The following is a 20,018-nucleotide window of genomic DNA, read 5'->3' as shown; positions in this document are numbered from 1 at the left end:
ACATTCCGATAGGTCGCTAACGATTAAAAAGACTCAGGCAACCTTGACCGCATAGCCTTCCTCACTGATCAGGCTGATCACCTCTTCATTGGACAGGCGACTCTCGACGCCCACTTCCTTGGCCGCCAGATCGACCCGCACCGTGGCCGCCGGATCCTTGCTTTGCAAGGCTTGAGTGATGGCCCGCACGCAGTGGCCGCAGGACATGCCTTGAACATTGAAAACTTGCATCACGCTTCTCCTGTATTGGGATGCACGCAGTCTTGTCCTTGCCACCGTGGCAAGGTCAAGTTGCGGATTGATCTGCCGGGCTGGAAATCGGCGCCGCGCTCCGCCAAGCTGCACGTCTTACGACATCACAGCAGGAGATTCAGCCATGCGCTGGTCCACTTTCAGCCTCGTCGGCCTCCTTGGTCTGTTCGCGGCAGCGCCGCCGGCCCTGGCCGCAGGAGAAGACTACGGCGTCCTGATCATTTCCCGGGAGCGGCTGGAAGTCGCCACCTCCTGCGAGATCGGTCTGTACCTTCAGGACCAGCTCGCCGGCCGGCTGTTCCAGGAGCAGAGCGCCTCCTTCAACCTGCCACCGGGCAAGGTGTCCGTGCGCCTGAAACTGCTGCCGGGCCAGGCGCCGGGCTGCAACCCCGGCATGCTTGCCCCGGGTTCCCAGGACATCAGCCTGCGGGCCGGCGATGTACTGAAGTTCCGCATCGCCAGCAACGCCTCGGGCATGTACCTCAAGCCCGCCGCCCTGGAATACTGAAGCCCCGCCTCGCCACACGCCTTGCGCCAGCCCGCGCAAGGCGCGCTGCAACGCCCCCCTGGGACAAAATGAAGCACCCTGGCAATACCCGCTTGACCTTGCCTGCATGGCAAGGTTGATCCTGTGGGCATCATTTACAGGGAGTGTCAGCCATGCCTGAATCAACCACCTTCGACCTGCCGATTGCCGGCATGACCTGCGCCAGCTGCGCCGGTCGTGTCGAGCGAGCCCTGGGCAAGGTCGCCGGTATCCGTGCAGTGAGCGTCAACCTGGCCACGGAACAGGCCCGGGTCGAAGCCCCCGGGGACAGTCTGCCGGCGCTGCTGCAAGCCGTGGAAAATGCCGGTTACAGCGTGCCGGTGCAATCCGTCGAATTGACCATCGGCGGCATGACCTGCGCGACCTGCGCCGGTCGCGTCGAACGGGCCTTGAACAAGGTTGCCGGGGTGCGCAGCGCCAGCGTCAACCTGGCCACCGAACGCGCCCACGTCGAGCTGCTGGGGCAGGTCGACCCGGGGCTGCTGATCAACGCCGTGACCCAGGCCGGCTACTCCGCCAGCCGGTGGCAAGCCGAGCAGAAACAGGGCGACGAGCAACAGCAGCACCTGCGCCGCGAGCGCTGGAGCCTGGCGCTGGCGATCCTCCTGGCCCTGCCCCTGGTGCTGCCGATGCTGGTGCAACCCTTCGGCCTGCACTGGATGCTCCCGGCCTGGGCCCAGTTCGCCCTGGCCACCCCGGTGCAGTTCATTTTCGGCGCACGCTTCTATGTCGCCGCCTGGAAAGCCGTGCGCGCCGGCAGCGGCAACATGGACCTGCTGGTGGCCCTGGGCACCAGTGCCGGTTATGGCCTGAGCCTGTATGAATGGGCCACGGCCGCCGCCGGCAGCATGCCGCACCTGTACTTCGAAGCCTCGGCGGTGGTGATCGCCCTGGTGCTGCTGGGCAAGTACCTGGAAAGCCGCGCCAAGCGCCAGACCGCCAGCGCCATCCGCGCCCTGGAAGCCCTGCGCCCCGAGCGGGCGATCCAGGTCATCGACGGGCGCGAGCAGGAAGTCGCCATCAGCGCCCTGCGCCTGAACGACCTGGTGCTGGTCAAGCCCGGCGAGCGCTTCCCGGTGGACGGCGAAGTCATCGAAGGCCAGAGCCATGCCGACGAAGCGCTGATCAGCGGAGAAAGCCTGCCGGTGCCCAAGCAGCCCGGGGATAAAGTCACCGGCGGCGCCATCAACGGCGAAGGTCGCCTGCTGGTACGCACCCTGGCCCTCGGCGCGGAAACCGTGCTGGCGCGGATCATTCGCCTGGTGGAAGACGCCCAGGCCGGCAAGGCACCGATCCAGAAACTGGTGGACAAGGTCAGCCAGGTGTTCGTGCCCACCGTACTGGTGCTGGCGCTGATCACGCTGTTGGGCTGGTGGCTCTATGGCGCGCCCCTGGAAACCGCAGTGATCAATGCGGTGGCCGTGCTGGTGATCGCCTGCCCTTGCGCCCTGGGCCTGGCCACGCCCACCGCGATCATGGCCGGCACCGGCGTGGCCGCCCGCCACGGCATTCTGATCAAGGACGCCGAAGCCCTGGAGCGGGCCCACGAAGTGAGCTCGGTGGTCTTCGACAAGACCGGCACCCTGACGTCCGGCACGCCGCGCATCGCCCACATGCAGGCCCTGGAGGGCGACGACAACAGCGTGCTGCAACTGGCCGGCGCCCTGCAACGCGGCAGTGAACACCCCCTGGCCAAGGCGGTGCTGGACCTGTGCCAGGAACGCCAACTGCCAGTGGCCGATGTCAGCGCCAGCCAGTCCCTGACCGGACGCGGCATCGCCGGCACCCTGGACGGCCGGCAACTGGCCCTGGGCAATCGCCGCCTGCTGGAAGAGTGCGGCCTGAACCCGGGCAGCCTGGCCCAGGCGGCCAAGGACTGGGAGCACGAAGGCCGGACCCTGTCCTGGCTGATCGAACAGAGCCCGCAATCCCGGGTCCTGGGCCTGTTCGCCTTTGGCGATACGCTCAAGCCCGGCGCCTTGCAGGCGGTGCAGCAACTGCGCGCGCGGCAGATCAGCAGCCACCTGCTGACCGGCGACAACCGTGGCAGCGCCAAGGTGGTGGCCGATGCCCTGGGCATCGACGACGTGCACGCCGAAGTGCTGCCGGCGGACAAGGCCGCCACGGTAACGGCGCTGAAAAAGACCGGGGTGGTGGCCATGGTCGGCGACGGCATCAACGACGCCCCGGCCCTGGCGGCGGCCGACATCGGCATTGCCATGGGCGGCGGGACCGACGTGGCGATGCATGCGGCGGGCATCACCCTGATGCGTGGCGATCCACGCTTGATCCCGGCGGCCCTGGAAATCAGCCGCAAGACCTATGCGAAGATCCGCCAGAACCTGTTCTGGGCCTTCGTCTACAACCTGATCGGCATCCCGCTGGCGGCGTTCGGCCTGCTCAATCCGGTGCTGGCCGGCGCGGCCATGGCCCTGTCCAGCGTCAGCGTGGTGAGCAATGCGCTACTGTTGAAAACCTGGAAACCCAAAGACCTGGAGAACGCCGAATGAACATCGGCCAAGCAGCGCGCAAGAGCGGCCTGAGCGCCAAGATGATCCGTTACTACGAGTCCATCGGCCTGCTCAAGCCGGCCCATCGCAGTGACAGCGGCTATCGCCTGTACGGCGACGAAGACCTGCACAGCCTGGCCTTCATCAAGCGTTCCCGGGACCTGGGCTTTTCCCTGGAGGAAGTGGGCAAGCTGCTGACCCTGTGGCAGGACCGGCAGCGGGCCAGCGCCGATGTGAAGGCCCTGGCGCGCCAGCACATCGACGAGCTGAACCAGAAGATCCGTGAACTGGCCGGGCTGCGCGACACCCTGCAGGACCTGGTGGAGCACTGCCACGGCGACCACCGCCCGGACTGCCCGATCCTCAAGGAACTGGCTTCGGGCAGTTGTTGCGGGTCCTGAGTACTTGCAAGAAGCAATCTCTGTAGCCGCTGCCGAGCCCTGGCGAGGCTGCGAAAAGGCCCGCAAGGCCTTGCTTGGCGATCCCTTGCAAAACCTCGGCGCCCTCTAGATCCTCGCGTCCCTTCGGGCCGTGCGCAGCCTGCGGCAGCGGCTACAAGGCGCCAGGTAGTTTGCAGGAATAAAAAATCCGGCCAAGGCCGGATTTTTCTATTCCATCACTGCATCCAGGGCGGAGGCGGTGGTTCTTCGGATTTGCCTGGCGGCGCATCGTCCGCCGCCCGCACGGCCTGCCGGCGCTCCTCGTCGAGACGTGCCGCTTCGATCTCGCGGATCACGCTGCCGACATCCGCCAGTTCTTCGGGGTCGTCGAACTCGCCGGTCAGCACACTGCCCGGGTGCAAGGTGCCGGCCTCGTACAGGGCCCACATTTCCTTGGCATAACGGGTGCGCTTGAGCTCCGGAGCGAATCGCCCGAAGTAGGACGCCATGTTGCCCACGTCCCGCTCCAGCATGCTGAACGCGTGGTTGTTGCCCGCCGCGTCCACTGCCTGGGGCAGGTCGATGATCACCGGACCGTCCGGTGTCAGCAGCACGTTGAACTCGGACAGGTCACCGTGCACCAGCCCGGTACACAACATCAGCACGATCTGGGAAATCAGGAAGGCGTGATACTCACGGGCCTGGTCCGGTTCCAGCACCACATCGTTGAGCCGTGGCGCCGCATCGCCGTATTCGTCGGCCACCAGTTCCATCAGCAGCACGCCTTCGAGAAAGTCGAACGGCTTGGGCACCCGCACCCCGGCGTTGGCCAGGCGGAACAAGGCCGCCACTTCGGCGTTCTGCCAAGCGTCTTCGGTCTCCTTGCGCCCGAACTTCGAGCCCTTGGCCATGGCTCGTGCCTGACGGCTGTTGCGAACCTTGCGCCCTTCCTGATACTCCGCCGCCTGACGGAAACTGCGTTTGTTCGCCTCCTTGTAGACCTTGGCGCAACGTAGCTCGTTGCCGCAGCGCACCACATACACAGCTGCCTCTTTACCACTCATGAGTGGGCGCAGCACCTCGTCTACCAGACCGTCTTCGATCAGGGGTTCAATGCGTTTTGGAGTCTTCATCAGCTTTTATTGTGGGTCCCTTGTTACCAAACACGCGAAAGTCACTCGTTATACGGCAATCCTCCCACCACGGGAAAGGGCCGCCGAGCCGCGAGCGACAGCAATGCACTCAATGTGCCAGATCAATCCATCGACGCCGCCAGGGATCATAGCCAAGACTGCAGCGGCCAGTGCCTTTACACGCCCTCGCCGCCGGCGCGCCGCGACCAGTTTTTTTTGCTTCGCCGGCTCAATATTGCTCGGCGCCAGCCGAAGCCCTCAGAGAGACAGGGAGTTTGTCCGACAATCCAATAAAGACGTCAGCCGCCGGCCAAGGTTCGACCGCCCGCGGTTCGACTTCAGCCACAGGGACGACAATCAGCGCCACCTCACAATCTGCCAATAATCCGCGAGTCGCCTGCACTTCGTGGTCATACAAAAAACTGGAGCGCGGATGAATATCAAACAGAAACTGACTTGGGCCTTCGCCGTCATTGCCTGCCTGCCCGTGGTGCTGGTGGCCACGCTGGTGGTGATCAACCTGCGCAGCGAAGCGCAAAACACCTTTGTCGACGGCAGCGGCCGCGAGATCCGCCAAGTGGCCAACGCCATGCAGCTGTTCTTCGAAGGCATCAGCCAGAACATCGATTACCTGGCGGCGCAACCGTTGCTCACCCAGGCCGGCGGCGACCTCAAGACCTGGATGAGCGCCGATGCCGCCAAGGTGCCGGAAGGCGAGCAGGACAAGCGCATCTTCGACCTGTTCGCCGCCATGGCCGCCAGCCATCCCGCCTATGCCTATGTGTCCTACGGCGTGAGCAACGGCGGCTACGTCTCCTGGCCCGCCGACCTGAAGCTGGCCAACTACGACCCGCGCGTGCGCCCCTGGTACAAAGCCGCGCTGGCCAGCCCGGGCAAGACCCTGCGCACCGATGCGTACTACTGGGCCCCGGACGATGCGGTGCTGGTCAGCACCGTGCGCTCCCTGGCCAACCAGCTAGGGCCCCAGGGCGGCGTGGTCGCGGTCGACGTGTCGCTCAAGCAGCTCACCGAAATCGTCAAGCAGATCAAGCTGGGCGAATCCGGCTACCTGATGCTGATGGAAAACAACGGCACGGTACTGGTCGACCCCAAGCAGCCGGAGCACAACTTCAAGGCCCTGGACAGCCTCGGCGAGGGTTACGCGCAACTGGCCAAGACCGGCAAGGGCCTGGTGCAAGTGGAGCTGGGCGGCGAACACTACATGGCCAACGTCTGGCCTTCGCAACAGCTGGGCTGGACCTTCATCGGCCTGATCAAGCAGAGCGAAGTCATGGGTTCGGCCACCCAGCTGACCTGGATCATCGCCGTGATCGCCGGGGTCCTGGCGGTGCTGTTCGCGGTGTTCGGCGCCAGCTTCGCCAGCCTCATCGTGCGGCCGATCCGCGGCGTGGCCAGCGGCCTGGAAGGCATTGCCCAGGGCGAAGGCGACCTGACCCAGAACCTGAACATTCGCGGCAATGACGAAACCGCGCAGTTGGCCAACTGGTTCAACCAGTTCCTCTCGGCGATCCGCAGCCTGATCCAGCACATCGGCCAGGCGGCGCAGAAGATTCTCGCCACCTCCCACTCCTCGACCCAGGTGTCCAGCGACATGGCCGAAGCCGCCGGGCGCCAGCGCGAAGCCGTGGACATGGTGTCCACCGCGTTCCACGAAATGGTCGCCACTGCCAACGAAGTGGCCCGCTCCTGCAGCCAGGCCGCGGAGTCGGCGGACAGTGGCCAGCGCCAGGCCCGGGAAGGCCAGCAGCAGATCGACGACGCGGTGCACAGCGTCGACCGCCTGAGCCAGGAGATCGAACAGTCGGCGCAATCGATGCAACAGCTGGAACGCGACAGCACCGATATCCAGTCGATCCTCGGCACCATCCGCTCGATCGCCGAACAGACCAACCTGCTGGCCCTCAACGCCGCCATCGAGGCCGCCCGGGCCGGTGAGCAGGGCCGCGGCTTTGCCGTGGTGGCCGATGAAGTGCGGGCCCTGGCCAAGCGCACCGCCGACTCCACCGCCGAGATCGACGGGCTGCTGGGCAACCTGGCCAAGCGCACCAGCGCGGTGACCCAGCAGATGCACGCCAGTCTGGAAGTGTCCCAGCAGTCGGTGAACCGCATCGGCCTGGCGCGCAACAGCTTCGGGCAGATCCGCGAATCGGTGGACGTGATCCGCGACATGAACACCCAGATCGCCACCGCCGCCGAAGAGCAGCATCAGGTGGCGGAAGACATCAACCGGCACATCAGCCAGATCCATGGCGATGCGCAGTTGGTGGCGGAACTGGCGAACTCGGCGCGCCTGGACTCCCAGAGCCTGGCGGGGTTGTCCAATGAGCTGGACGCCCTGGTGCGGCGCTTCAAGACTTGAGGGTCTTTTCGCCGGCCAGCCGGCTCCTGCGGATGGGCGACTTGCCTCTGTAGGAGCCGGCTGGCCGGCGAACATCAGCGTTCGATGATCGCCGTCACGCCCTGCCCGCCCGCAGCACAAATCGAAATCAGCCCGCGCCCCTGCCCCGCCGCACTCAGCAACTTCGCCAGGTTGGCGACGATGCGCCCGCCGGTGGCGGCAAACGGATGCCCCGCCGCCAGCGAGCTGCCTTTGACGTTGAGCCGGGCGCGATCGATGCTGCCCAGGGGCGCCTCCAGGCCCAGGCGGGTCTTGCAGTACTGCGGATCTTCCCAGGCCTTGAGGGTGCACAGCACCTGGGCGGCGAAGGCTTCGTGGATTTCGTAGTAGTCGAAGTCCTGCAGGCTCAGGCCATTGCGCGCCAGCAGGCGCGGTACGGCGTACACCGGCGCCATCAACAGCCCTTCGGCCCCCTTGACGAAGTCCACCGCCGCCGCCTCGCCGTCACGCAGGTAGGCCAGGATCGGCAGGCCACGTTCCCTGGCCCATTGCTCACTGCCCAGCAGCACCAGGGAGGCGCCATCGGTCAGCGGCGTGGAGTTGCCGGCGGTGAGGGTGCCCTGGCCGCTGTGGTCGAAGGCCGGCTTGAGACTGGCGAGTTTTTCCAGGCTCAGGTCCGGGCGCAGGTTGTTGTCCCGGGTCAGGCCGAAAAAGGGAGTGAGCAGATCGTCATGCCAGCCTTCGGCATAGGCCGCGGCCATTTTCTGGTGGCTTTCCAGGGCCAGTTGGTCCTGTTCGCCGCGGCCGATGCTCCAGGTCTTGGCCATCTGCTCGCAATGCTCGCCCATGGACAAGCCGGTGCGCGGCTCGCCGTTGCGCGGCAGTTGCGGCTTGAGGTGATGGGGGCGCAGTTGCAGGAGGATCTTGAACTTGTCACCGATGCTCCGGGCCCGATTGGCCTGCAGCAGAATCTGGCGCAGCCCTTCGTTGACCCCGATCGGTGCGTCCGAGGTGGTGTCGACACCGCCGGCGATGCCGCAGTCGATCTGCCCCAGGGCAATCTTGTTGGCCACCAGCAACGCCGCCTCCAGGCCGGTGCCGCAGGCTTGCTGGATGTCGTAGGCCGCCGTGGTGGGCGCCAGCCGCGAGCCCAGCACGCATTCGCGGGTCAGGTTGAAATCCCGGGAGTGCTTGAGCACGGCCCCGGCCACCACCTCGCCGATACGCAGGCCATGCAGGTTGTAGCGCTCGATCAGGCCTTCGAGGGCGGCGGTGAGCATGGCCTGGTTACTGGCCGTGGCATAGGGCCCGTTGGAACGGGCAAAGGGGATGCGGTTACCGCCAATAATCGCCACGCGACGCAGTTGTGTCATGGAGAGCTCCCTGTTCTGTGAGTGCGACTGCGGTGAGTAGGTCCCCCTCTAGCGTAGGAGGCTTCTGGCTGATCGAACGACTCGGAGCCATTCATGGTCCACACTTTGAACCCCAGCCAATGGAGTGCGTTCCATGTCCGACCGTTATATCGACTTCGCCAATTCATCCATCGGCCAACGCCTGGTGGGCGCCCTTGGCCTGCCGTCGCCGGTGCGCCTGGAACGCTGGCAGGCCGGACGCCTGCGGCCCATCGAGGGCGCCTTGCTGGTGGGCGGCGGTCCCCTGGCCCAGCAGGTGAGCAGCCTGGCCCCGCGCCTGACCGACTCGATCTACAGCTACGGCTGCGATCCGGCCCTGGCCACACCGTGGATTCCCGGGCACGGTCCCAGGCTCAAGGCAGTGGTGTTCGATGCCAGCGAACTGCGCCACACTGATCAGCTCAAGCAACTGCGGGAATTCTTCCAGCCGCTGCTGAGAAGCCTCGAACCCTGCGCCCACCTGCTGATCCTCGGCCGGGCCCCGGAAACCCTCGATACGCCCTTCGCCGCCAGCGCCCAGCGTGCCCTGGAAGGTTTCAGCCGCTCCCTGGCCAAGGAACTGCGCAACGGCGCCACCCTGCAGTTGCTGTATGTCGGCCACGGAGCCGAGGACCAGCTGGAGGGGGCGCTGCGCTTCTTTCTGTCGCCCAAGAGCGCTTTCGTTTCCGGACAGGTTCTGCGCTTGCAGCCCTGCGCCGTCCAGGTCCAGGACTGGAGCCGCCCGCTGGCCGGGCGCAGGGCCCTGGTCACCGGCGCGGCGCGGGGCATTGGCGCGGCCATCGCCGAAACCCTGGCCCGTGATGGCGCCCAGGTGCTGTTGCTGGATGTGCCCCAAGCCAAGGTCGACCTGGAAACCCTGGCCGCGCGCCTCGGCGGACAGGCCATCACCCTGGATATCTGTGCCGCGGACGCCGCAACCCAGTTGCTCGAGCATCTTCCGGACGGACTCGACATCCTCGTACACAACGCCGGCATCACCCGGGACAAGACCCTGGCCAACATGACCGCGGAGTTCTGGGATGCGGTGCTGGCGGTGAATCTCAACGCTCCCCAGGTGCTGACCCAGGCCCTGCTCGACAGCGGGCGCCTGCATGACCACGGGCGGGTGATCCTGCTGGCCTCCATCAGCGGCATTGCCGGCAACCGCGGGCAGACCAACTACGCCGCCAGCAAGGCCGGACTGATCGGCCTGGCCCAGTCCTGGGCGCCAGCGCTGCAGCCCCGGGACATCAGCATCAATGCCGTGGCCCCGGGCTTCATCGAGACTCAGATGACCGCCAGGGTGCCCTTCGCCCTGCGCGAGTCCGGGCGACGCATGAGCGCCCTGGGCCAGGGCGGCCTGCCTCAGGATGTCGCCGAGGCGGTGGCCTGGCTCGCCCAGCCGGGCAGTGGCGCGATCAGCGGACAAGCCTTGCGGGTCTGCGGCCAAAGCGTCCTGGGAGCCTGACGATGAGCAACCACTGGCACGATCTGCACCTGCCCGCCTCCCTGCCCCCGCTGTTCCTCAAGGCCGCGCTGCGTCGCGGGATCAAGAACACGCCGTTGCCGGAGCAGGGCCTGCGCTGTTGGATCAGCGTCGAGCCGCGCCGGCTGGAGGCCTATCGCCAGGTGTGCGGTTACCTCGACAACGGCCTGCTGCCCGCCACCTATCCCCATGTGTTGGCCTTTGCGTTGCAGATGCAATTGCTCACCGACCCGGCGTTTCCTTTCCCCCTCTTGGGGCTGATTCATCTGGCCAACCGGATCCGCATTCTGCGCCCCATGGGCAATGTCGGCAGCGTGCGAGTCGCCGTTCGGGCGGGCAACCTGCAACCTCACGCCAAGGGCGCGGTGTTCGATCTGCTGACCACGGTCGACGATCTGCTGGGACCGCTCTGGGAAGCCGAAAGCCGCATGCTCTGTCGGGGTGTGCAAGTGCCGGGCGAGCCCGGCGCCCTGCCGTCGATGTCTGGGCTGGGTTTGAACGAAGTCAGTCGCTGGCAGGCCCAGAGCGATATCGGCCGGCGTTACGCCCGGGTTTCCGGCGACTACAACCCGATTCATCTCAGTGCCTGGAGCGCCCGCCTGTTCGGCTTCCCCCGAGCCATTGCCCATGGTCTGTGGAACAAGGCGCGAGCCCTGGCGGCCCTGAGCGACACCTTGCCGGCCGCCAACATCGAGGTGACGGTGCAATTCCTGAAACCGCTGCTGCTGCCCGGTGAAGTGCGCTTGCTGGCCAGCGCGGCGGGGTCCAGCGGTGAACTGCAATTACTTGGCAACGGCGATCTGCAGCACATGCAGGGAGGTTGGCGACCGATCGCCTGACGCGCGCTCAGCCTCGACGAATCAGCACCACGCCAATGACGATCAGCAGCAGTCCGGCGATCTTGCCGAGGCTGACCGGCGCCTCGCGAAACCCCACCCAGCCAAAGTGATCCAGGGCCAGAGCCATGCTCAACTGGCCGGCCAGCACCAGTGCCATGAACAGCAAGGCACCGATCCGTGGCCCGGCAAATGCGGCGGTGGTGATGAAAAACACCCCCAGCAAACCACCGCACCAGTGCCACCAGGTCAGGCCCCTGAGGGCGCTCAGCGCAGGCATCTCGCGCTGCGCCAGCACCAGGATCAACAAGGCCAGGGTGCCGACGAAAAATGAAATCAATGCAGCGGCCAGTACCCCGCCGACCTGCTTGGCCAACTGACCGTTGATTCCGGCTTGCAAGGCCAGAAAGGCCCCGGCAAAGAACGGCAGGCACAGCAGCCACCAGACTGGGCTCAGCATCACGGACTCCAAGGGAATTTCGGTCGCGCATTATAAGCCAGGCTCAAACGGAAAGTCTGCGAAGCCAACTAAGCCGCAAATAAACTGCCGTCTCCCGGCCTTTCGCTCAAATAAAACCCATTAATTGTATATATATAACTTTAGTTTCACGCCCTACCCACACACTCACGCGCAAACTACAAGCCATTGATTAATAACACCATTAAAACAAACAACCTCCCCACCCATACTTTCAGACTAGCTACTTATCAGGAGAAAAAAACAGCAAGATATAAGTCATTAATACCAAGTTCATAATTGTTCAAATTTCTTCTTGCGCCTCTTATGTACTCAACGGACGAAAGTATCTCCAGCACAAGAACTGGAGAACTGTCGAAGACAACGAACGTTGTAATAGGTGCAGGGATAACGATCATGAACACTCAAATTGGATGGAAAGCATGTACCGCATTGGCCTTGGCCCTGACTCTCGGCCTGACCGGCTGCAGCGGCGGTGGCGGTCACAAGAGCGGAGGTAGCAGTTCATCGACGACCAGCGCCGGCGGCAGCAGTGGCGGAACCGGTGGCACGGGCGGCGGCACAGGTGGTACGGGTGGTACCGGCGGCACCGGCGGCACCACAGGGACACTGACCACCAGCAGCCTGGTGTCCGACCTTGGCACCACCGTCAGTGGCGTCGGTACCGGGGTCAGCGATCTTGGGACCTCCCTGGCAGCGGTTCCAGTCGTCGGCGCTGTCGCACAAAGCGCAGTCAATACTGCGGGCAACGTGGTCGATACCGTGGGCCAAGGCTTGACCGGCGGCCTCGGCAAGCTGGGCACCGATCCCAAGGCGCTGAGTAAAACCACGGCCACCGTCGGCAACGTCGTCGGCGATGTGGGCACCGGGGTCACCGACCTCAGCGGCAAACTGGCCACCACGACCCAGAGTGTTCCACTGGTAGGAGGCGTGGTGACTCGCGTGGCACCGGTGGTCGGTGGCGTCGGCGCCCGAGTGACCATGCTCGGCAATACCTTGAGCACAGTCACCAGCAACGGCCCGGTGGGCACCCTGACCGATGGCGTGGGCGACAAGGTGCTGGTGCCCGTCGTCAGCCTGGCGGAGGGTGTGACTGGTAAAGCCGGCAGCGCGACAGGGCTCGGCGCACCGGTCAAAGGCCTGCTCAACGGCGTGGCCCAGGCGGTGGACAGCTCCGGCAATGCCGTCAGCGACTCCGGCGACGGCAACCCTGTGACCGACCTGCTGGGCAATGCCCTGAGCAATACCAGCAATGCGGTGGGCCGCGCCGGTGGCTATCTGGGCGGCTCGGGAAGCGGTTCCGGTACCGGCTCAACTGTCGGTAGCAACGGTCTGCTGGAAACCGTCGGCGGTGCCGTGGCCAACCTGAGCAACGGTGTGAATACAGGAAACAGCAACGGTACGGTCAGTGCGGGCGGTGTCACCGGCGGCGCGGTTGGCGGCCTGATCGCCTCGGTCGGCGGTGCTCTGGGCGGCAGCGGTACACCCAATCTGGTGGTCACCGCGCCCCTGGCCAGTGTCGGCGTGAGCCTGGGCTCGGCGCTGAACCCGGTCACCAGTTCGGTCACCGGCCTGACTCAGCAAGTAGGCGCCGCCAGCGGAATTGGCGCTCAGGCCGGCAGCCTGCTGGGTCAAGTGGGAGGCGCGGTCGGCAACGTGGGCAGCACCATTGCTGGCAACAGCACCGGCAACCAGGTTGGCACTGCCCTGGGCGGCACCCTCGGTGCACTGGGCTCAACCGTTGCCTCGGTCGGTGGCCTGGTCAACGGCGGTACAGCCCCCAGCGGCGGCCTGCTCGGTGGCCTGAATGTCGGCGCCAGCGCAAGCGGCAGTGCCTCGGCCGGAACCACCGTCAACGGCGGCCTGGGTGGAGTGCTGGGTGGCCTGACCGGCGCCCTGGGCGGCACCAGGAAATAAATTGCACCTGGCCGATTCGACGGCCTTACCTACAGCGCCTACGCTTGGTTGAGAGCGAGGGATTCAGATGAATCTCTCGCTTTTTTTATCCAGAGCATGGCATCCCGGCGTGCGATCAAGGCCAAGACCCTGAACAACGCCAGGTATGAGGAGTATTGGCGCCACCGCAGTTTGACCATGGAGTGTCCTATGCGCACATTGGCCAGTTTGTTGTTGATTGGATGCTGCACCTCCGCTTACGCCGACACCCTTCCCCGCTTTCTCAACAGCAACGACAGCATCAACAACCTGCCCCAGCCCAACTTGCCAGTGGACGCCTATCGTCCGGCCACTCCGCAGTTGCAGACGCCCGAGCAACCCGCAGCCCCCCAGGGGCAACAGCCCCTGATGATGGGGACCAAGGTCACGGTGCGCCAGGTGCAGATCGAAGGCGGCACCGTCTATCCCCTGGAACAACTGGCGGCCGTCTACCAGCCGCTGATCGGTCACGAAACCAGCTTCAGTCAATTGATCGAGGCCACCCGCGACATCACCCGGCGCTACCAGAACGACGGCTACCTGCTGTCCTACGCCTTCATGCCGCAACAAAGCTTCGATCAGGGCGTGCTGCGGGTGGTACTGGTCGAAGGCTATATCAAGGACTACCAGCTGCAGGGCGATATCGGCCCGGTGTCGGCCTACCTGGACAAACTGGTGAGCAAGCTCAAGGCCGAGCGCCCACTGACCCGCAAGACCTTCGAGCGCTACACCACCCTGATGAGCCGGGTACCCGGGGTGACGCTGCAAGCGGTGGTGCCGCCGCCCGGAACCACTGACGGTGCGACCCGGCTGGTGGCGGTGGCCAGTCGCAAATCCATCACCACCACCCTCAACAGCACCGATGACAACCGCAACGGCCTGCAGGCCCTGGTGGGCATCATCAGCAATTCGCAAACCGCCTGGGGCGAACAACTCAGCCTCAGCGGCCTGTTCCCGCCCGGCAAGGACAAGGAGCACTACTACCGCCTGGACTACAGCCAGTTGCTGGGCTCGGAAGGCACGCAACTGAATCTCTACGGCGCACGCTACCGCAGCGATCCGCGTAGCAACGTGCAATTGAGCAACGGCCTGGAGCTTGAACCCCATCGCGAGAACGACCGTTTTTCCATCGGCGTCAGCCACCCCTTCATCGCCTCGCCCAATGAGATGCTCAGCGTCGGAACACGCCTGTATGCGGTGAACGACAAGACCCGCTACCGGGTCAGCAACAGCCCTCTGACCCTGGAAGAAAAAACCGATATCCGCGCCCTGGCACTGGAAGGCGACTGGAGCAAATCCGATCCACGGCAATTGCGGATTCTCAGCGCCGGCCTGTACCGCGGCCTGGACAGCATGGGGGCCAACACCAACAACGAACTCTATGACCTGGACTTCTTCCGCCTGCGCCTGGCGGGGGTACAGAGCGACCGCTTCTTCGACAACTGGCAAGGAGTGCTTTCCGGCGCCCTGTACTGGAGCGCGGACAACCTGCCCGACAGTGAACGAGCCAGCTTCGGTGGCCAGAACTTCGCTCGCGGCTACCCCGATGACCAGGCCACCGGCGACAAGGGCTGGGGCGTCGCCTACGAGGTGAACTACAGCTTCAACCGCGAAGGCCCCTGGGTGCGGGTGCTGCAGCCCTATGTAGTGCTGGACCGCTCGAAGACCTGGTTCAACCAGTTGCCGGTCAAGGGCAGCAATCTGTCGTCGGCGGCGCTGGGGGTGCGCTTCGGCGATGCCAAGCACTACAACATCGCCCTGGAGGCGGCCAAGCCGATGTCCGACGAAGCCCTGGACACCTACAACCGCCGACCGCGCTACACCCTGAGCTTCAGCTACCAACTCTGAGCCCTGCACCACCGAGGCCTGCTATCGCAGGCCTTTTTCTGCCCGCAGGACGCCACAGCCAAAGGGTTCAAGGCACTGGTGTTTGAGGGGCGTTTGCAACAGGCGCCGCCGCCCCGGCAAGCCGAAGGGCTTGAACCGGGACCGCCGCTGGCGCTCAGGGGCCGACGATATGCAGCCGGGGTTGGGGAAACAGATTGTTCAGGGTTTCCAGCAGGCGCACGTGATAGATCGGCTTGCGGAACAGGTCGAGTACCTGCAGGCGCAGCAGATCGCTGACGTCGTCCATATCGGCATGGCCGGACATGACGATGACCGGCAGATGCTGTCGCGAGGTGTGTTCACGCAGGCGCTTGATCAACGACAACCCGCTTTCTTCCGGCATACGCAGGTCGGTGATGACCAGCGCGATGTCCGGATGGCGGGTGAGGTGCTCCAGCGCCAGCTTCACCGAAGTTGCGGTGAAGCAACAGAAGCCCTCACCTTCCAGCAGCTCGGTGAGTTCCAGCAGCGCGTCTTCTTCATCGTCGACCAGAAGCAGTTGCTGGCGTGGGGGGGAAGCACTATTCATCGACATTACCTTGAACTGACTGTCCGACGGCCTTCACAGGAGCAATCGCCGGTCTCAAGGCACGGGGCGGGTAACCGTGGCACCTCCCATGGCAACGAGGATGTTGTTGAAGATGGCCAGGACCCGGTCACCCATCGGCGTCACGAACACCACCACGACCACGGCAACCATGGCCACCACGATCGCGTACTCGATGGCCGATGCGCCGTGGGTTCTGGCCAGGAACAGACGCAAGCGAAGCAGCAGGTAGTCAAGCAGCATGAAGCACCTCCGATTTATCGATCGCAGCTACAGCCGGCGAAGCACTCATGCGTTGAATCATGGAACTGGACGAGTGACCGTGGCTCCTCCCAGGGCAACCAGAACGTTGTTGAAAATGGCCAGTACCCGATTGCCCAGAGGGGTCACGAACGCCACCACCACAACCGCAACCATGGCCACCACAATCGCGTACTCGATCGCCGAAGCGCCGTCGGTACGGTCAAAAAACAGGCGCGCCCTGAGCCACAAATATTGAAGGATCATCCTAGTTCTCCTGGGCGCCAGAGGGCGCCGATGCAAGCGCACCGGAACACGATTCCCCGGTGCAACTTGAGCATTGTCAACAAAGTGGCGACCAGCAACTGTAAGAACGGATTAATCACTAAGTATTAATTGGAAGGCTGACACCAAAAACTCTCCTCCAATTGAGAGCAGCCTGCTTTTGTGTGCAATTTTTCCGCGAGTTAATGGCATTTCGTCCTAGCTCTACTACCTTCACATAGCGAAATAGTTGCATGTTCATAGCTGCCTAGTTGCGAAGTTAACTCGTTTGGAAGCGCCGACTGGTAATGCAGCAGGATAGGGAGAGCCTTTATGAACAGTCGCGTCACCATAGGCCTGGCTGGGCTTCTACTGCTAGGTGCGGTGTTTTTCGGTTACTGGGGGCTGGTACTCAGCCGCCAGCCTGCGCCCACCACCGCGCCTGCCCCGGCAGCCCCGAGCATGGTTGAAAAAACCACTGCCAGCGCCGAAGACCAGACCCGCCAGCCCGTGGTGGTAGTGGTGCGCGACGTACCTCCTTTCGTTCCCCTTACCGCCGCCGATCTGGCGCTGGAAAAACTGCGCACCGCACCGGCCGGCAGCCTCAGCGCAATCGATCAGGCGGTGGGACGCACGCCCTGGCGGCAACTGAGCGCCGGGACCTGGCTCAACGCCCAGAGTTTCGACAGCGGTGGGGCCCTGGCCCGAATGATTCGCCGTGACGAGCGCGCGCTGGCCGTGGCGGTGGATGAAGTGATAGGCGCCGCCGGGCAACTGAGCCCAGGGGACTATGTCGACGTGCTGCTGTTCCTGCGCCAGGACACCACCAATCTGCAGCAGTCGGCGCAGATAGCGGTCCCGGCGATGCGCGTGCTGGCGGTCGGCGAACAGCTGGGGCTGACCAACGACGGACAGCCCGCCACCCCTGCGCTGAGCAACGAAGAAAAGCTCAAGCAGGACCAGCGCCGGGTCGCCGCTCGCACCGTGGTCCTGGCCGTTCCCGAACAACTTTTGAGCCGCCTGATGCTCGCCACCCAGGTCGGCGTGCTGCGCCTGGCGGTTCGCAGCAGCGAGGAACAGCGCCTGGCCCAGTACTGGGCTGGCGACAAGAACGCGGTCAGCCACCTCAATGTGGCCAACAGCAATTTGTTTCAGTTCACCCAGTTGGCGCTCGGCAATGCCCCCCGCAGTCAGGTTGCCCAGCAAAACGGCGCACCACGATCAGCGGTGGAGGTGATTCGCGGCAACCAGATCACTCAACAAACGCCCTGATCAGGCGAGGATTCTCGACATGCGCAGCGGGCTATCACCATGAGTCAAAGCCTGAACCAGACCTTTCTTGCCATCACCCGCAACAGCACCGACCTCGAATGGCTGCAAGGCGCCCTCGCGCCCCTGGGCCAGGTGGTGGGCGCCGACGGCAGTCTCGACGAACTGCTGGCGCTGGTGGACGTGACCTTCGCCAACCTGGTGTTCGTCGGCCTCGACCGCGAGCACGTGGTGGCCCAGGCCGCACTGATCGAAGGCGCCCTGGAGGCCAAGCCGATGCTGGCGATCGTCGCCCTCGGCGACGGCATGGACAATCAGCTGGTACTCAACGCGATGCGCGCCGGGGCGCGGGATTTCGTCGCCTACGGCTCACGCTCCAGCGAAGTCGCCGGGCTGGTGCGGCGCTTGAGCAAACGCCTGCCGGCGGTCACCCCCAATACCCAGCTGGGGGGCCTGACCGTGCTCTACGGGGTCCAGGCCGACGGTGACGGCGCCCTGCTGGCCGGGCACATGGCCCAGGTGGTGCAAAAGAGCGGCCAGCAGACCCTGCTGCTGGACCTCGGCCTGCCCCGGGGCGACAGCCTGGCCTTGCTGGGACTGGAGAGCTCCTTCCACTTCGGCGATGCCCTGCGTCACCTGCGGCGTCTGGACGCGACCCTGATCGACAGCGCCTTCACCAGTGCCGAGGCCGGCTTGCGGATCCTCGCCTACGCCCCCCACGACGAGCCTCTGGAACACACCAGCGCCGCAGAGCTGTACATGCTGCTCAGTGCCCTGCGCCAGCACTTCCAGCACATCGTGGTGAACCTGGTGGGACAGCCGGACAGCGAGGCACTGCGCACCTTTGTCAGCCATTGCGACAAGCTGATCTGGTGCACCGACCAGAACGTCCTCGCCTGCCGGCGCAACCTGGCGGTGCTCAACCACTGGCGCGAAAAGGGCCTGAAGCTCGATCACGCACGCTTGCTGGTGGACCGCTACCTGAAAGCCGTCGCGCCGGACTCCGAAACCCTGGGCAAGACCTTCGGCCTGGAAGTGATCGCGGTGCTGGCCTACAGCCCGGAGGTGCGCCTGAATGCCAAGAACCAGGGCGTGACCCTGTTTGAAATGGCCCCTCGCGAGGCCCTGACGCAAAGCCTGAAAACCCTCGGCGAGCGCCTGGCCAAGCGCTCCGAAGGACTGGCCCGACCCAAGGGTGGCTGGCTCAATCGAATCATGGGGGGCAAATGAGCGGAGAAAAACTCTTCGGCGCCTCGACCCGCACGGTGCCGGGCAACAGCGACCACGAAGGCCTGAAACTGGTGCTGCATCGCTACATCATCGATGCCATCGAAGAGTCGGGCAGAAACCTGCTGGAGAGCTCCCGGCAGAACCTCTCGCAGTTCGTCACCGACAAGGTGGCGGAGTACATCGCGCGCATGCACCTGGCGATTTCCCGCTATGAAATGGAGCGTCTGGCCGAGGAGATCGTCGACGAACTCACCGGTTTCGGCCCCCTGGAAGTCTTGCTGCGCGATCAGGCAGTCACCGAGATTCTGGTCAACGGCCCGCACCGGGTGTTCGTCGAACGCGATGGCGTGCTGCACCAGAGCGACTTGCGCTTCATCGACGCGCACCACGTGGAGCGGGTCATGCAACGGATTCTCGCGCCCCTGGGCCGGCGCCTCGACGAATCCTCGCCCATGGTCGACGCGCGCCTGCCCGACGGCAGCCGGGTCAACGCGATCATTCCCCCCATTGCCCTGGACGGCCCCTGCCTGTCGATCCGCAAGTTTCGCAAAGACATGCTCAAGAGCAGCGACCTGATCGCCATGCAGACCATCGATCTGGCGATCTTCGAGTTCCTCCAGGACGCCGTGGGCAAGCGCTGCAACATTCTCATCAGCGGCGGCACCGGCACCGGCAAGACCACCCTGCTGAATATTCTCAGCCAGTTGATCAACCCCCACGAGCGCCTGGTCACCATCGAAGACGTGGCCGAGCTGCAACTGGGGCATCCCCACGTGGTGCGCCTGGAAACCCGTCCGCCCAATGCCGAAGGGCACGGCGAGGTCAAGGCCAGCGACCTGATCCGCAACGCCCTGCGGATGCGCCCGGACCGGATCATCCTCGGCGAGATCCGCGGCGTCGAAGTGCTGGATGTCCTGACGGCCATGAACACCGGCCATGACGGCTCCATGAGTACGGTGCACGCCAACAACGCCCAGGACGCCCTGCTGCGCCTGGAAACCCTGGTGGGCCTGACCGGGCGCCAGGTGGCCGAGCGCACCCTGCGGCAGATGATCTGCGCGGCCCTGGACGTGGTGATCCAACTGACCCGCCTGCCCGACGGCCGCCGCTGCGTCAGTGAAGTGGTGGAGGTGGTGGGCATCCGCGAGGACATCTACGTCACCAATACCCTGTTTCGCCTGAACCGCCGCAACGGCCTGGGTTTTGAGCGCGAGGCGCTGAACCCGGCGGGCGACAAACTGCGCCGCGAGAGCGGACTGGGCATCAACTGAACC

At 64.7% G+C, this 20,018-nt stretch carries 18 protein-coding genes and 1 pseudogene; 12 read left to right on the top strand and 7 right to left on the bottom strand.

Annotation, left to right across the window (positions count from 1 at the left end; genetic code table 11):
- Window positions 1–33: 33 nt before the first annotated feature.
- On the bottom strand, window positions 34–231 hold the full coding sequence (locus tag POS17_RS03500; protein ID WP_060837380.1) for a heavy-metal-associated domain-containing protein: 198 nt from the start codon (window positions 229–231) through the stop codon (window positions 34–36).
- Window positions 232–376: 145 nt separating this feature from the next.
- On the opposite strand from POS17_RS03500, the gene POS17_RS03495 reads away from it, so the two are divergent.
- From POS17_RS03495 to cueR, 3 genes are all read left to right on the top strand, one after another.
- On the top strand, window positions 377–760 hold the full coding sequence (locus tag POS17_RS03495; RefSeq protein WP_016966707.1) for a hypothetical protein: 384 nt from the start codon (window positions 377–379) through the stop codon (window positions 758–760).
- 152 nt (window positions 761–912) lie between these two features.
- Window positions 913–3,309, top strand: coding sequence for a heavy metal translocating P-type ATPase (locus tag POS17_RS03490; RefSeq protein ID WP_060837379.1), 2,397 nt, complete (start codon window positions 913–915; stop codon window positions 3,307–3,309).
- Window positions 3,306–3,710 (top strand): Cu(I)-responsive transcriptional regulator, encoded by a 405-nt coding sequence (cueR, locus tag POS17_RS03485; RefSeq protein ID WP_060837378.1) that lies wholly within the window; start codon window positions 3,306–3,308, stop codon window positions 3,708–3,710. Before POS17_RS03490 ends, cueR begins: the two co-directional genes overlap by 4 nt.
- A gap of 215 nt (window positions 3,711–3,925) precedes the next feature.
- Here the strand turns inward: cueR and POS17_RS03480 are convergent, their stop codons facing one another.
- On the bottom strand, window positions 3,926–4,822 hold the full coding sequence (locus POS17_RS03480; protein ID WP_060837377.1) for a PA4780 family RIO1-like protein kinase: 897 nt from the start codon (window positions 4,820–4,822) through the stop codon (window positions 3,926–3,928).
- Window positions 4,823–5,255: 433 nt separating this feature from the next.
- Between POS17_RS03480 and POS17_RS32590 the strand changes: the two are divergent.
- Window positions 5,256–6,344, top strand: a pseudogene (locus tag POS17_RS32590) (cache domain-containing protein); the annotation flags it as partial.
- 90 nt (window positions 6,345–6,434) lie between these two features.
- Window positions 6,435–7,202 carry a methyl-accepting chemotaxis protein gene (locus tag POS17_RS32585; RefSeq protein WP_370059466.1) on the top strand — a complete coding sequence of 256 codons (768 nt, stop codon included), beginning with the start codon at window positions 6,435–6,437 and terminating at the stop codon, window positions 7,200–7,202.
- A 74-nt stretch (window positions 7,203–7,276) separates the two neighbouring features.
- On the opposite strand, the gene POS17_RS03470 is transcribed toward POS17_RS32585, so the two are convergent.
- The gene (locus POS17_RS03470) at window positions 7,277–8,554 is read right to left on the bottom strand and encodes an acetyl-CoA C-acetyltransferase (RefSeq protein ID WP_060837375.1); all 1,278 of its coding nucleotides are present in this window, start codon (window positions 8,552–8,554) and stop codon (window positions 7,277–7,279) included.
- A gap of 133 nt (window positions 8,555–8,687) precedes the next feature.
- On the opposite strand from POS17_RS03470, the gene POS17_RS03465 reads away from it, so the two are divergent.
- Together POS17_RS03465 and POS17_RS03460 are read left to right on the top strand one after the other, a co-directional pair.
- Window positions 8,688–10,040 (top strand): 3-oxoacyl-ACP reductase, encoded by a 1,353-nt coding sequence (locus tag POS17_RS03465; protein WP_060837374.1) that lies wholly within the window; start codon window positions 8,688–8,690, stop codon window positions 10,038–10,040.
- Between the two features lie 2 nt (window positions 10,041–10,042).
- Complete coding sequence (locus POS17_RS03460) at window positions 10,043–10,897, top strand: MaoC family dehydratase (RefSeq protein ID WP_060837373.1); 855 nt, start codon at window positions 10,043–10,045, stop codon at window positions 10,895–10,897.
- Between the two features lie 7 nt (window positions 10,898–10,904).
- Here POS17_RS03460 and POS17_RS03455 read toward each other — a convergent pair whose 3' ends face one another.
- The gene (locus POS17_RS03455; RefSeq protein ID WP_060837372.1) at window positions 10,905–11,354 is read right to left on the bottom strand and encodes a DMT family transporter; all 450 of its coding nucleotides are present in this window, start codon (window positions 11,352–11,354) and stop codon (window positions 10,905–10,907) included.
- Window positions 11,355–11,768: 414 nt separating this feature from the next.
- Here POS17_RS03455 and POS17_RS03450 point away from each other — a divergent pair, with 414 nt between their 5' ends.
- Window positions 11,769–13,289, top strand: coding sequence for a collagen-like triple helix repeat-containing protein (locus tag POS17_RS03450; protein ID WP_060837371.1), 1,521 nt, complete (start codon window positions 11,769–11,771; stop codon window positions 13,287–13,289).
- A gap of 189 nt (window positions 13,290–13,478) precedes the next feature.
- Window positions 13,479–15,155 carry a ShlB/FhaC/HecB family hemolysin secretion/activation protein gene (locus POS17_RS03445; RefSeq protein ID WP_060837370.1) on the top strand — a complete coding sequence of 559 codons (1,677 nt, stop codon included), beginning with the start codon at window positions 13,479–13,481 and terminating at the stop codon, window positions 15,153–15,155.
- Between the two features lie 154 nt (window positions 15,156–15,309).
- Here the strand turns inward: POS17_RS03445 and POS17_RS03440 are convergent, their stop codons facing one another.
- From POS17_RS03440 to POS17_RS03430, 3 genes are read right to left on the bottom strand one after another with little or no spacing between them, the layout of a single operon-like run.
- Window positions 15,310–15,723, bottom strand: a complete 414-nt coding sequence (locus tag POS17_RS03440) for a response regulator (protein ID WP_060837369.1) — start codon at window positions 15,721–15,723, stop codon at window positions 15,310–15,312.
- A gap of 54 nt (window positions 15,724–15,777) precedes the next feature.
- A complete protein-coding gene (locus POS17_RS03435; RefSeq protein ID WP_060837368.1) occupies window positions 15,778–15,984 on the bottom strand; it encodes a Flp family type IVb pilin in 207 nt (68 codons plus the stop codon).
- A gap of 57 nt (window positions 15,985–16,041) precedes the next feature.
- Complete coding sequence (locus POS17_RS03430) at window positions 16,042–16,248, bottom strand: Flp family type IVb pilin (protein ID WP_060837367.1); 207 nt, start codon at window positions 16,246–16,248, stop codon at window positions 16,042–16,044.
- Window positions 16,249–16,578: 330 nt separating this feature from the next.
- On the opposite strand from POS17_RS03430, the gene cpaB reads away from it, so the two are divergent.
- Genes cpaB through POS17_RS03415 form a run of 3 tightly spaced genes read left to right on the top strand, consistent with a single transcriptional unit; the run spans window position 16,579 to window position 20,015 of the window.
- Complete coding sequence (cpaB, locus tag POS17_RS03425) at window positions 16,579–17,517, top strand: Flp pilus assembly protein CpaB (protein WP_060837366.1); 939 nt, start codon at window positions 16,579–16,581, stop codon at window positions 17,515–17,517.
- Window positions 17,518–17,556: 39 nt separating this feature from the next.
- A complete protein-coding gene (locus POS17_RS03420; protein ID WP_060837365.1) occupies window positions 17,557–18,744 on the top strand; it encodes an AAA family ATPase in 1,188 nt (395 codons plus the stop codon).
- Window positions 18,741–20,015 (top strand): CpaF family protein, encoded by a 1,275-nt coding sequence (locus tag POS17_RS03415; protein ID WP_060837364.1) that lies wholly within the window; start codon window positions 18,741–18,743, stop codon window positions 20,013–20,015. Before POS17_RS03420 ends, POS17_RS03415 begins: the two co-directional genes overlap by 4 nt.
- Window positions 20,016–20,018 lie beyond the last annotated feature (3 nt).

Source organism: Pseudomonas sp. Os17, assembly GCF_001547895.1.
In the GTDB taxonomy this organism is placed as follows: Bacteria; Pseudomonadota; Gammaproteobacteria; order Pseudomonadales; family Pseudomonadaceae; genus Aquipseudomonas.
The sequence above is the reverse complement of the archived record's forward strand: the minus strand, read 5'-3'. Positions and strand labels throughout refer to the sequence as shown.